The 12,832-nt window shown below is 63.1% G+C and carries 12 protein-coding genes; 3 read left to right on the top strand and 9 right to left on the bottom strand.

Annotation, left to right across the window (positions count from 1 at the left end):
- Positions 1-50: 50 nt before the first annotated feature.
- From LU684_RS25990 to LU684_RS26030, 9 genes are all read right to left on the bottom strand, one after another.
- The gene (locus LU684_RS25990) at positions 51-1,148 is read right to left on the bottom strand and encodes a DUF1513 domain-containing protein (RefSeq protein ID WP_016488927.1); all 1,098 of its coding nucleotides are present in this window, start codon (positions 1,146-1,148) and stop codon (positions 51-53) included.
- A gap of 2 nt (positions 1,149-1,150) precedes the next feature.
- The gene (locus tag LU684_RS25995) at positions 1,151-2,215 is read right to left on the bottom strand and encodes an imelysin family protein (RefSeq protein WP_060517493.1); all 1,065 of its coding nucleotides are present in this window, start codon (positions 2,213-2,215) and stop codon (positions 1,151-1,153) included.
- A 20-nt stretch (positions 2,216-2,235) separates the two neighbouring features.
- Positions 2,236-3,663 (bottom strand): di-heme oxidoreductase family protein, encoded by a 1,428-nt coding sequence (locus tag LU684_RS26000; protein ID WP_232895204.1) that lies wholly within the window; start codon positions 3,661-3,663, stop codon positions 2,236-2,238.
- 110 nt (positions 3,664-3,773) lie between these two features.
- On the bottom strand, positions 3,774-4,160 hold the full coding sequence (locus LU684_RS26005; RefSeq protein ID WP_016488924.1) for a hypothetical protein: 387 nt from the start codon (positions 4,158-4,160) through the stop codon (positions 3,774-3,776).
- Positions 4,161-4,173: 13 nt separating this feature from the next.
- Positions 4,174-4,656 (bottom strand): hypothetical protein, encoded by a 483-nt coding sequence (locus tag LU684_RS26010; protein WP_024717456.1) that lies wholly within the window; start codon positions 4,654-4,656, stop codon positions 4,174-4,176.
- Between the two features lie 142 nt (positions 4,657-4,798).
- Entirely contained in the window at positions 4,799-6,136 is a 1,338-nt protein-coding gene (locus tag LU684_RS26015; RefSeq protein ID WP_016488921.1) for an imelysin family protein, read from the bottom strand.
- Between the two features lie 158 nt (positions 6,137-6,294).
- Positions 6,295-8,349, bottom strand: a complete 2,055-nt coding sequence (locus LU684_RS26020) for a putative bifunctional diguanylate cyclase/phosphodiesterase (protein WP_016488920.1) — start codon at positions 8,347-8,349, stop codon at positions 6,295-6,297.
- Between the two features lie 250 nt (positions 8,350-8,599).
- Positions 8,600-9,196: a superoxide dismutase gene (locus LU684_RS26025; RefSeq protein ID WP_016488919.1), complete on the bottom strand. Its 597-nt coding sequence runs from the start codon at positions 9,194-9,196 to the stop codon at positions 8,600-8,602.
- 196 nt (positions 9,197-9,392) lie between these two features.
- Positions 9,393-9,992 carry a LysE/ArgO family amino acid transporter gene (locus LU684_RS26030; RefSeq protein ID WP_016488918.1) on the bottom strand — a complete coding sequence of 200 codons (600 nt, stop codon included), beginning with the start codon at positions 9,990-9,992 and terminating at the stop codon, positions 9,393-9,395.
- 101 nt (positions 9,993-10,093) lie between these two features.
- Between LU684_RS26030 and LU684_RS26035 the strand changes: the two genes are divergently transcribed.
- From LU684_RS26035 to LU684_RS26045, 3 genes are all read left to right on the top strand, one after another.
- Positions 10,094-10,984, top strand: a complete 891-nt coding sequence (locus LU684_RS26035) for a LysR family transcriptional regulator ArgP (RefSeq protein ID WP_016488917.1) — start codon at positions 10,094-10,096, stop codon at positions 10,982-10,984.
- Positions 10,985-11,033: 49 nt separating this feature from the next.
- Complete coding sequence (locus LU684_RS26040) at positions 11,034-12,029, top strand: NAD-dependent epimerase/dehydratase family protein (protein WP_016488916.1); 996 nt, start codon at positions 11,034-11,036, stop codon at positions 12,027-12,029.
- Positions 12,030-12,116: 87 nt separating this feature from the next.
- Positions 12,117-12,832, top strand: a 716-nt coding sequence (locus LU684_RS26045; protein ID WP_232895205.1) for an ATPase, incomplete at its 3' end; no start/stop codon positions are given.

Raw genomic sequence — 12,832 nt, forward strand, 5'->3', positions numbered from 1 at the left:
CTGTGGGAGCTGGCTTGCCGGCGATAGGGCCGGTGCAGGCAGCGGATCAATCAGACAAGATGCAGGTGATTGTCCCAGAAACCGGACGGCAGGTTCATCGGCTGCCCGACCAGCTCGGCCTTGCGGCAATCGTAGAAGCGGCAACGGCCCTGCCCGGAGGTGACGACAAAGCCGTCTTTCACCGCGCCAACCCCCGCGCAATCGGGCATGGGCGCGTCCAGCCGCACCGCGCCGCTGTCCAGGTCCCAGACGAACAGGCGGTTGGCCCTTGGCGCAGTCAGCGCCACCAGTCGCAGTTCGCTGTGGATGGCGACACTGGCAGTGTACTGGGCCATGGCCTGCAACTGGCGTTCCGGCACCGGGAAGGCCTTGAACGGCTCGCCCGGGCGTTTGATCGCCAACAGCTCGGCAGTTTCGTCGGCATCGCCCATGAACTGCTGGCAGGCAGCAATGGTGCCATCGCTGCCCACCGCCAGGTGGCGCACGCTGTTCATCTGCTGGGCCAAGGTTTCCTTGCTCAGCAGGGTACCGTCGCGCTGCATCAGCACCAGGCTTGGCTGCATGGCGTCGAGGTTCATCTCTACCCGGCTTTCGGCTTCGGTACGGATACCGCCATTGGCCACGATCAGTGTTTCACCATCGGGCAGCCAGGCGACCTCATGCGGGCCAATGCCGTGGGTCGGGATCTCGCCGGTGTGCACCAGGCGTTCGCCCTCGAAACGGTATACGCCAAGCACGCCGCGCCCCGGGTCGGTGGTGTCGTTCTCGGTGGCATACAGCCATTCGCCGCCCTTGTGTACCACCGCGTGGCCGTAGAAGTGCCGGTTAGGCTGCGAAACCACCGTTTGCAGCAGGCGCCCGTCGCGCAAGTCGACCAAGTAGCTTTCGGTACCGGGGCGGCGGGCGACGAACAAGGCGATCGGCTGCTCGGGGTGGTGGACGATGGCATGGCAACGCTGGGCGACCTGGGTGCTGAATACCTGGGTGCCGTCCAGGCGAAAACCGACGGCATAGTGCTTGCCGTCGCCATCGTCACGCGCCGAGAGCAGCAAAGGTTCGCTGCCTTTGTTGCGGAACAGGCTCCAGCCGCCCAAGGTGAGGGCGCTGAGCAATACGCTACCGAGTTTGAGTGCCTGGCGTCGCAGCATGATCAGTCACCGTCGTTGGCATTGAAGCCCAGCTGGATGTTCAGCGCCTTGGCCAGCTCGCCTTCGTGCAGGCGATGGACGGCGTTGAGGCTGTCGTAGAGCTGGTTGAGGGTTTGCTGGCCTGCGTCGTCGGCCAGCAGCTCACCGAGCGTTTTCTGGTTGTCGGCCAGCAGTTTGAGCGAGGTAGCGTAGGCGGCGTCGATCTTGTCTGCCAGCGCTTTCTGATCGCTGGGCAGGAGGCCGCGCAGGCCCTGGTTGTCGACCCCGACCCAAACGGTTTCGGCGGCCTTGAGGGTGGCCTCCAGGCTCTTCAGCGAATTGTGGCTGCGCCAGGCTTCGGCTTGCAGCGGCTGCGGGATGCCCTTGCTCTGGCGACCCATCGGCGCACCCAGCTTCTTCTTCAGGGTATCCAGGGCGGTGACCTGGGAGCGCAGCAGGTCTGCGATTGCCTCGTGAGAGTCTGCGTAGCGCTGGTTCGGGAACTTGGTCATCTGCGAAAGCATCCCGTCGGTGCTGTTCCAGCCCTTGAGGATCTCCTCGGCCAGGACCTTCTGGTGTTCACCGATGGCCACCAGCAGCGGGCAGTAGCGGGCTTTCTGCTCGGCAGTGGCGATGTCCGGCTTGCTGTCGAACAGGATGTACTCGTAGGCTGACAAGCCACGTACCACCACGCTGGCCTTGCCCAGAGTCGCGGCATCGACCGGCTTGTCGCCATTGACGAGCTGTTCGACCTGGCGGCCGACCAGGTTCTTCTTGTCGGGCCAGAACTGCACCTGCCAGGCGCGGTTGCCTTCGGCCAACGGGCCGACCAGCAGCGGCTGCAGCTCGGCCCAGGCCTTCTGCGCGTTGAGGAAGTCGGCGCGGGCCTTGGCCAGGTCTTCCTTGCCTTCGCAGTAGGCCAGGGCGCTGGCGGCCAGCGTGCGGTCGGCTTCGACCCAGCGGCTGTAGGTGGGCAGGATCACTTGCTTGGCGATGGCGGCGGAGGTCACGGCTTGCGGGTCCTGCGGCGAGCAGGCGCCGAGGGCGAGTGCGGCGAGGCTGGTGAACAACAGTTTGGGTCGGAACATGCCCGGCTCCTTAGCGCGTTTTAAAGTGAGTTCAGGAACGCCAGCAACGCAGTGCGTTGCTCGGCATTGAAAGTGAGTACGAAGTTGCGTGCCGCCTCGGCTTCACCACCATGCCAGAGCACGGCTTCAAGCAGGTTGCGGGCGCGGCCGTCATGCAGGAACTGGCTGTGGCCTGCCACTGTTTCGCTCAGCCCGATGCCCCACAGTGGCGCGGTACGCCAGTCTTGGCCGTTGGCGGCGAATTCGGTGCGTTCGTCGGCCAGGCCTGGGCCCATGTCATGCAGCAACAGGTCGCTGTAGGGGCGGATGACCTGGTTGGCCAGTTCTGGTTCGGTAGTCTCGGCAGCCGTGGTGAACTGCGGTGTGTGGCAACCCTGGCAGCCAGCCTGGTAGAACAGGTTCTTGCCCGCCAGCACCTGCGGCGCGCCCACATCGCGGCGGGCCGGCACGGCCAGGTTGCGGGTGTAGAAGGTGACCAGGCGCAGGATGTTGTCGCTGACTTCTTTCTCGCCGTTGGCGCCGTCGCCGTTGGGGGCGGCCAGGCAGTCGGCCTGGGCCGGGGTGCAATCATCGTGTGGCTGCAGGGTGCTGGTCAGGCCCATGTCACCGGCAAAGGCATGCACGTTCTGCTGGTTGACGTTGGGCTGACCGGCTTTCCAGCCGAAGCGGCCGATCACGGTCTTGCCCTGGGCATCGTCCCACACCCGGTTGGCCCGCCCGCGGATGCCATCGTGGTTGCGGTCGTCCGGGTCTTCGTTGGCCAGCAGGTCGGCTTCGGGAATGGCTTCGAGCAGGCCCAGGCCGATCATGGGCGGGGCGACCCGCGCCGAAAACCGCGTGTCGGGGTGCATCACGCCATAGCCGAGCTGGGTGATCTGCAGGGCAGGTTTGCGCAGTTCGACCTGGTGGCCGTCCTTGAACGACACGGTTTGCTGTGTATAGCTGACCCGCACCTTGCCTTCAGGCGCCACGCCGGGGATGGCCATGTCCTGCAGCTGGGTGCCGTACACCGGCTCCGGTACCACGCCGAGGCGCTCGATCACTTTGGCCAGGTAGGGCTGGTCGGGGATCGACAGGCGTACCAGCATGCCCACCGCGTTGCTGTCACCCGGCGATGGCGGGTGGCCACGGCCATCGCGAACATGGCAGTTCTGGCAGGCATTGGTGTTGAACAGCGGGCCCAGCCCGTCGCGGGCGGTGGTGGTGGACGGCGCGATGACCCAGGGGTTGCGGAAGAAACTGTTGCCCACGGCGAAGTCCACGCGGCGCTCGGGCGAGAGGTTGGCCGAAGGCAGGGAATAGGCGTTGCGGTCAGCGCGCTGCACGGTCGCCTTGCCGGCCGACAATGCTTCGCCAGGCTCGGCCTGGGTGAAACGCGGGGCGTCGTCACAGGCGGCGAGGGCAAAGGCCAGCAGCAGAGGAGAGAGTCGGAACAGCGACGAGGACATCAAGGATCCTGGGCGTGAGCGAAAAACCGGCGTGCAAGCTTAGCAGGCCCAGGATCATTGAATAAGAGCAATTTGCGTTTGCTTGATGAAATCGTCGCTGCCGAGGGGGCTCAGGCCATCAACAGTTTGAACTCTCTGTTGACCAGGCTGATGATCAGGTTCTTGCTACCGCCATCACGGTTGTCGCCTGGGACCTCGATGACTTCTTCGCTGGCGTACTCCATGGATGAGGCGGTGAGGCACTTGATTGCATCCTTGTGCGCGGGCTGCCAGTAATCCTGAAATACCCAGATGTTGGTCTCGGCATTCGGGCCGAGGATCAAGCGCAAGGCCTTGTGGTTTTCACTCGATTTGCCGATCCAGGGTACGGCGAGCGAGCCATTCCATGCTTGCTGGGCGCCTATTGCCAGGCTCTGGCTGCGGTTTTCACCGTCGATCAGGGTCAGGGTATAGGGCGTGTTGTTGGCGATGGAGTGCAGGTAGGTGAGGCTGGCCATTTGGCGTTTCCTTCTAGTGTTGGATTTCCGGGCGTGGCAACGGGGCCGTCGGGGTGCGGTAGACGTAGGCTGCGAGCAGGGTGATCTCGTTGAAAGGGGGCGCGAGTTCAGCGGGCACGAAGCGGCCCATTGGCTGCAGCCCCTGGGCGAAGGCAACGGCCTCGAACATTTTGCGGTCGGTTTCGTTGGGGTCGTACAGGTAAACCTTGCCGGGGCGAGCAACGACCCGGCAGATTTCCTCGGCCACATGGTGGGTGATCGGAGCGCCCATCAGCGTTACGTGAGGGACTGCGTGATCGTCGAGGGGAAAGTCCGGAGCATCGTATTCGTATACGACAATCAGGTTGGGAATATGCCTACCCGTAAACGGCCCGTTGGAGATGAGCTGGCCCGCCTTGTTCAGGTTGTAGGCATGGGTGAATCCGGTAACAAGGTTCCTCCCATTTACACGCTGGACGATTCGGCCTTCGCCCCAGACATCAAGAATCTGCAGCACTTTGCCTCCTGTTTGGGTTGCTTGAAGGGCTACAGGATGGGCACTTGCGTGTACCTCAGGCAGCAGGAAGCGCTTTACCAGGCCTACAAATGAAAACGCCCGGCACTAGGCCGGGCGTTTGCGATGAGGCGCTACAACAGGATCAGAACTCGTGGTCCGCAGTGTCCGGGTTCAGATTGGCAATGCCCAGCTTGCCAGCGGCCTGTTCAATCGAGCCGGTCTGTTTGACCAGGGCCGCGATGGCATCACGCACGATCTGGTTGCCGGCAGCATTGTCAGCTGCAATCAACTGGTCGTAGTGCTCGCCTTTAAGGGCGTGGTCGACCATCACCTGGATCTTGGCTTCAGTGGCTTCCAGGTCGGCCTTCAGGGTGGCGTCGGCAGCAGGATCGGCTTTGGCCACCAGCGACGACAGGCTCGGGCCGCTGACCTTGGTGCCGTCCGGGCGGGTGTACTCGCCCAGGTAGACATTGCGGATGCCCTTGGCGTCGTAGAAGTGCGAGTAGTGAGTGTTGTCGCTGAAGCAGTCCTGCTCGTCTTCCGGCGAGTTGGCTTCCAGCGAAACCTTCATGCGCTCACCCGCCAGTTCACCCAGCGACAGGCTGCCCATGCCGAACAGCATCTTGCGCAGGCCGTCGTTGACAGGCTCGGCTTCCAGCTTGGCGCGGTAGTTGTCGGCCACGTTCGGTGCCCAGTTGCCGACCATCTCTTCGAGGTCGGTGACCAGCAGGTCGGTGACCGCTTTCAGGTAGGTACGGCGGCGGTCGTTGTGGCCACCGGTAGCGCCTTGGCCTTCCAGGTAGTCGGACGCCGGGCGGTTGCCAGCGCCTGGACCGGTACCGTTCAGGTCCTGGCCCCAGAGCAGGAACTCGATGGCGTGATAGCCGGTGGCAACGTTGGCCTCGGAGCCAGCCAGCTCGTTCAGGCTGGCCAGTTTTTCAGGGGTAATGTCCTTGACGTCGACCTTCTCTTCGCCTACCTGGATCTCGGTGTTGGCGATGATGTTGGCACCAGCAGCCGGGTTGCCCAGGGCGTGCTCGTAGCTCTTGTCGACGTAGTCGATCAGGCCTTCGTCCAGCGGCCAGGCGTTCACCTGGCCTTCCCAGTCGTCGATGATGGTGTTACCGAAGCGGAAGGCCTCGGTCTGCAGGTACGGTACGCGCGCGGCGACCCAGGCTTGCTTGGCGGCTTTCAGGGTTTCGTCGTTGGGCTTGGCCAGGAACGCATCGACTGCGCTCTGCAGGGTCTTGGCGGTGCTCAGCGAGTCGCTGTACACGGCGTAGACCATTTCGGCGTAGTGCTTGACCACGGCTTTGCCGGCGGCTTCGTCAACAGCCCCAGGCGCAGCAGCGGTGGTGCTGGCGGCGGCAGGTGCCTGAGCTTGCGGCGCGGCGGCTTTGTCGTCCTTGCCTTCACCGCAACCGGCGAGAGCGATGGCAATGGCCAGCAGACTGGCGGAGGCCAGAGGCATTCGAATCATTGTTGGTTTTCCTGCGTCGTGTGGTTGGACCAAGGGGTGGGCCGTGCGCCGTGGCACGCGAAAGCGCAACATCATGCGAAAGATTTGCATTTGCTGTAAAGGGGCGGGCGCGCAATTCATGTAAATGCGGGTCACAGCCTGTAACCAGGCCTGCCAGCTCAGAGCATCGAAACCTGATTGCGCTGCGCCTGCTTGAGGAAGTGGGTCAGTTCACGGGCTGACAGCGGCTTGCTGTAGTGATAGCCCTGGCCCTCGTGGCAGCCTTGGGCAATGATGTAGGTTTCCTGTTCGGCGGTTTCCACGCCTTCGGCGATCACCTGCATGCCCAGGCTCTTGCCCAGCTGGATGATGGCGCGAACGATGGTGGCGTCGTCATCGTCGTCCAGCAGGTCCTGGACGAAGCTCTTGTCGATCTTGATCTTGTCCAGCGGCAGCGATTTCAGGTAGCTGAGCGACGAATAGCCGGTGCCGAAGTCGTCGATGGCAATCAGCGCCCCGGAGCGGCGCAGGCTCAGCAGGTGCTGGGCGGCAGTGCTGATGTCTTCCATCAGGCCGGTTTCGGTGACTTCCAGCTCCAGGCTGCGTGGCGGCAGACGGTAGGCCTGCAGCAGGTTGTTGACCACCCGTGGCAGTTCACTGTGGTGCAGCTGCACGGTGGACAGGTTGACCGCCATGCGCAGCTCGCTGAAGCCCTGGTCGTGCCATTCGCGCAGTTGCCGGCAAGCCTGGTCCAGTACCCATTCGCCAATGCTGATGATGCTGCCGTTCTGTTCGGCCAGCGGAATGAACTGGTCCGGTGGCACCATGCCCAGCTCTGGATGCTGCCAGCGCAGCAGCGCCTCGACGCCGACCACACGGTGGTCGCGGTAGCTGATCTGTGGTTGGTACACAAGGTACAGCTGGTTGCGCGGAAGGGCTTCGCGCAGGTCCTTTTCCAGCTCGCGGCGGCGGCGCATCTCGCTGTCGACGCTGGCAATGTAGAACTGGTAGCGGTTGCGCGAACGGGCCTTGGCCAGGGTCATGGTCTGTTCGGCTTTCTGCAGCAGCTTCTCGGTGCTGTCGCCGTCTTCGGGGAACAGGGTGATGCCGATGGTGGCGCGCAGACGGATCTGCTGGTGGTGGTCGAGGTCGAACGGCACTTCCAGGTCGTCGAGGATGCTCTGCGCCAGTTCGGCCGCCTCGTAGGGCTGCTCGATATTGGCCTGTACCAAGGCAAACTGGTCACCACCCAGCCGCGCCAGGGCGCCCAGGCGGCCGCTGTGGGCGCGCAGGCGGTCGGCCAAGGCCAGTAGCAGTTGGTCACCAACTTGGTAGCTGAACTGTTCGTTGATGCCCTTGAAATCGTCCAGGCCCACGCACAACACTGCCACACGGTGTTGCAGGCGACCGCCATCGACGAGGATCTTGTCCAGTTGCTGCTGCAGTTGCTGGCGGTTGGGCAGGCCTGTGAGGAAATCGTACTGGGCCATGCGCTGCAGGCTGTTTTCGGCTTCATGGCGTAGGTGAGTGTTGCGCTCGATCGACGCCAGCAACTGGTTGGCCGTGTTGACCCAGAGACCCAGTTCGTTCTTCTCGTGGCCCTTGAGCAGCGGGATCTGGTGCTGGCTCGGGCGGTCGGGGTTGATCTGGGTGAGGTGCTCGATGATCTTGGACAGCGGTTTGGTCAGCAGCCAGTGGTAGACCAGGTACAACACCAGGCCCATGGCCAAGGCCCGCAGTACGCCGGAAATGAAGATGATCACCGCGTTGATCAGGAAGTCTTCGCCGTAGGACGAGGTGTCGAGGGTAATGCTCAGGTCGCCGTAGTATTCGCTATAGGGGCCGCGGCCAACCAGTTGCGTGGTGTAGGTGCGTTCCTGGCCGAGGATCGGGTCGGTCAGCCAGCGCATGGGCATGTCCTGCAGCGGGCGGGACTTTTCGGCCAGCATGGTTTCGTTGGGGTGGCCGATGGACGCCATGCGCACCGATTCGTCCTGGAACAGGCCTTCCATCACCTGCATGCCCATTTCGCGGTCGAGGCTGTATACCGCCTGGGTGGAGGGGTCGCGGAACATGTCGAGGATACGCTGGGCATCGTTGTTCACGGCCTGGCGGGTCTTGTAGGTGTCGTAGACAATTTGCGCACAGCTGAGCACGACGCCAACCGCCAACGCCGACAGCAGCACGACCCTGAGCAACTTGACCGACAAGCTGTTCCGCAATTCCAGCTTCAATGGGGTTTCCTTAATCCATGCGCATGGCATCATTTTGCCATCAACGATGACGATACACTATCGGCCGATCATGAGCAGTGTATCGGTTGCCTGACCCCGCAACTTGAGTGCGCTGCGTCAATCTTCCAGAGGTTTGATGTTAGCGCGCTATGCAGGCTGAGCAAGCAAAACCGTGCAGGCCTCTTCGCGTCTGATTCAGGCACAAAAAAACCCGGCACATGGCCGGGTTTTTTGATCAAGGCTGGATGACTCAGGCCTTGAAGGTCTTGCCTTCGAACTGCTCGGCAACGAAGGCCCAGTTGACCAGGTTCCAGAACGCCTCGACGTACTTCGGACGCAGGTTGCGGTAGTCGATGTAGTAGGCGTGTTCCCAGACGTCGCAGGTCAGCAGCGGGGTGTCGCCGCTGGTCAGCGGGCAGCCGGCGCCGATGGTGCTGGCCAGGGCCAGGGAACCGTCAGCTTTCTTCACCAGCCAGCCCCAGCCGGAACCGAAGGTGCCAACCGAAGTCTTGGTGAACTCTTCCTTGAACTTGTCGAAGGAACCGAAAGCGGTGTTGATGGCCTCAGCCAGGGCACCGGTAGGCTGGCCGCCGCCGTTTGGCGACAGGCAGTTCCAGTAGAAGGTGTGGTTCCAGACCTGAGCGGCGTTGTTGAAGATGCCGCCCGAAGAGCTCTTGACGATCTCTTCCAGGGTCTTGCCTTCGAATTCGGTGCCTGGGACCAGGTTGTTCAGGTTCACGACATAGGTGTTGTGGTGCTTGTCGTGGTGAAACTCCAGGGTTTCCTTGGAGATGTGCGGCTGCAGGGCATCGTGGGCGTACGGCAGCGGCGGCAATTCAAAAGCCATGGTGGATCTCCTGATTCAGGTCTAGTTCGCGGTTTGCGCAGGGCCGATCACGGGCGGCCCTATGAGCGTCGGCGAGTTTGTACTCTTTGCGACGCAAGGGGCCGATCATAGCACCAGCCCCGGCGCATAACCACGCAACAAAGATAGGGAATAGAGGTTCCAGAGCGGTTACACGATACCGACCGGTGGTGTCTGTTCAGGAAAAGATCAGTTGCGCCGCCACTGCGAACATCATCACCGCCACCATGAGGTCGAGCATGCGCCAGGTCGCCGGCCGTGCCAGCCACGGTGCCAGCCAGGCCGCGCCAATCGCCAGGGTCGAGAACCACAGCAGCGAGGCACTGGCCGCCCCGGCCACATAGGCGCCAGGCTCAGTCTGCTGGGCGCCCAGCGAACCGATCAGCAACACCGTATCGAGGTAGACGTGCGGGTTCAGCAGCGTCACCGCCAGGGCACTGAGCAGCACGGCACGGCGCGAGCGTACGCCCTGGCCCTGCTGATGCTTCAGGCTCTGGCTGGAACAGGCGCTGCGCAGCGCCTTGGCGCCGTACCAGACCAGGAACACGGCGCCGCCCCAACGCGCCACCGCCAGCAAGGTCGGGTTGTGGGCCAGCACCGTGGCCAGGCCGAATACCCCGGCAGCCACCAGGAGGGCATCGCAGACGATGCACAATGCTGCTACCGGCAAGTGGTGCTCACGGCGCAGGCTCTGGGCGAGGACGAAGGCGTTCTGTGCGCCAATGGCCATGATAAGGCCGAAGGCCACCAGCATGCCGTTGAGATAGCTTTGCCACATGGCGTGCTCTCCATAAAAGGAACCTTAAAGATGCTGGCCATTGTGGTGGGTTGCGCTGTATAAGAAAAACAAATAAAGCTGATCCGTCATTAGGAAAATCGATGTTCGACTACAAGTTGCTGGCCGCCCTGGCGGCGGTGATCGAACAGGGTGGTTTCGAGCGTGCCGCGCAAGTGCTGGGCTTGTCGCAGTCGGCCATCTCCCAGCGCATCAAGCTGCTCGAAGCGCGGGTCGGGCAGCCCGTGCTGGTACGTGCCGCGCCGCCCAGCCCAACCGAAGTCGGTCGCCAGTTGCTCAACCATGTGCAGCAGGTGCGCCTGCTTGAACGAGACTTGCAGCGCCAGGTGCCGGCGCTGGACGAGGAGGGCATGCCGGAACGCCTGCGCATTGCGCTCAACGCCGATAGCCTGGCCACCTGGTGGGCCGGTGCGGTGGGCAACTTCTGTGCGCAGCAGAACGTATTGACCGACCTGGTCGTAGAAGACCAGGAAGTGGGCCTGAAGCGCATGCGTGCTGGCGAAGTGGCGGCCTGCCTGTGTGGCAGTGAACGCCCGGTAGCCGGGGCGCGCAGCCTGCTGCTGGGGGCCATGCGCTACCGGGCATTGGCCAGCCCCGGGTTCATGGCGCGGCATTTCCCCCAAGGCTTTGTCGCCAGCCGCCTGGCCCGCACCCCGGCGATCGTGTACGGCCCGGATGATTTCCTACAGCATCGCTATCTGGCCTCACTGGGCATCGAGGATGGTTTCCTGCACCACCTGTGCCCGTCATCCGAAGGCTTCCTGCGCATGACCGAGGCCGGGCTGGGCTGGGGGCTGGTGCCCGAATTGCAGGCCCGTGAGCAACTGGCCAACGGGCAGTTGGTGGAAATCTGCAGCGATACCCCCATCGACGTGCCGCTGTACTGGCATCATTGGCGCAATGGCGGGCAATTGCTCGCGCAACTGACCGACCACCTGCGGCACACCGCACGGCAATGGCTGGTGCCCTTGTAGCCACGGCTGGCGTCAGTTGCATCTGAAATCTGGCAAGACGGAGTCTTACATGCGAATTCTGGTCACCGGCGCGAGTGGCTTCATTGGCGGGCGCTTTGCGCGCTTCGCCCTGGAGCAGGGCCTGGACGTGCGGGTCAGCGGCCGCCGCGCCGAAGGGGTCGAGCACCTGGTCAAGCGCGGCGCCCAGTTCATCCCTGGCGACCTGGGCGACCCCGAGTTGGCCCGCCGCCTGTGCCAAGGCATCGAGGCGGTGGTGCACTGCGCCGGCGCAGTGGGCAACTGGGGGCGCTACCAGGACTTCTACCAAGGCAATGTGGTCGTCACCGAAAACGTGGTCGAGGGCTGCCTGAAGGAACATGTGCGGCGCCTGGTGCACCTGTCGTCGCCTTCGATCTATTTCAATGGCCGTTCGCGCCTGGACATCCGTGAAGAGCAAGTGCCGCGCCGTTTTCACGACCATTATGGGCAAACCAAGCACCTGGCCGAGCAAAAAGTGTTCGGGGCCCAGGAGTTCGGCCTCGAAGTACTGGCGCTGCGCCCGCGCTTTGTCACCGGTGCCGGCGATGCCAGCATTTTTCCGCGGCTGATGCAGATGCAGCGCAAAGGCCGCATGGCGATCATCGGCAACGGTTTGAACAAAGTCGATTTCACCAGCGTGCACAACCTCAACGAAGCACTGCTCAGCGCGTTGTTCGCCGACGAGCGTGCGCTGGGCCAGGCCTACAACATCAGCAACGGCCAGCCGCTGCCGCTGTGGGACGTGGTCAACTACGTGATGCGCCAGATGCAACTGCCACAGGTGACCCGCTACCGCTCCTACGGCCTGGCCTATAGCCTGGCCGCGCTGAATGAGGCCGCTTGCATGTTGTGGCCGGGGCGCCCGCAACCGACCTTGTCGCGCCTGGGGATGCAGGTCATGAGCCGTGACTTCACCCTGGATATCAGCCGCGCCCGGCAGTACCTGGACTACCAGCCCAAGGTCAGCCTGTGGACGGCACTGGATGAATTCTGCGGCTGGTGGAAGCATTTGCCGCCTGCGCAGTGAGGCCGTCTGGCTGACAATGGTCATCAATGCGCCGCGCTTGCGGTTTATACTCGTGCCTCTGTGCGACTACCGCGGTTGAATGTATCCATGCGTAACCATGCTCACGATGACTACGATGATGTGCCTACCTTGCGGGCGGGCACCGTTGATGATGACGAACTGATACCGGCGCACGTGGTGCGCAGCCGGCAGAAAGCCGCCCGTGGTGCCAGCACGGGGCCGTTGTGGGCGCTGCTTTGCGCTTCGTTCATCGCGTTGGCGGGCCTGGGCTGGTGGAGCTTCCAGCAGATCTCGCTGATGGAGCAGCAACTGGTGGCGACCCAGGAGAGCTTTGCCCGCATCAGTGAAGAAGCAGCCGGGCGCTTGCAGGCGATCAGTGGCAAGGTAGAGGCCAGCGAGTCCGGTGTTAATACCAGCAGCGAGGCGCTGAAGCTGCAGTTGCGCCAGTTGCAGCAAGGCGTAGCCGGGCAGACCGGCGACCTGGGTAAGCGCCTGGAGCAGGTGCTGGCCGATACCCGTGAACAGCAGAAGGCTGTGACCGAGCTGCAAAGCCAGCTGCAGGCGCAGTTGAAGCTGGTGAATGGCGAGCTGGCCGCGTTGCGTTCAGGGCAGGTTGATGGCGGCAAGCTGGATGCCCAGTTGAAGGGCCTGAACGAGCAGGTTGCCGCGCTGAAGGCCGCGCAGGTGGATGGCGGCACGCTGGACGGGCAGCTCAAGAGCCTGGGCAGCGATGTGGCGGCGCTGAAGAAGCAGGGCAACCCGAGCGCGGCAATCCAGGGCCTGGAACAGGATATTTTGGTGTT

Source organism: Pseudomonas sp. NMI542_15, assembly GCF_021283425.1.
Lineage (GTDB): Bacteria > Pseudomonadota > Gammaproteobacteria > Pseudomonadales > Pseudomonadaceae > Aquipseudomonas > Aquipseudomonas fortuita.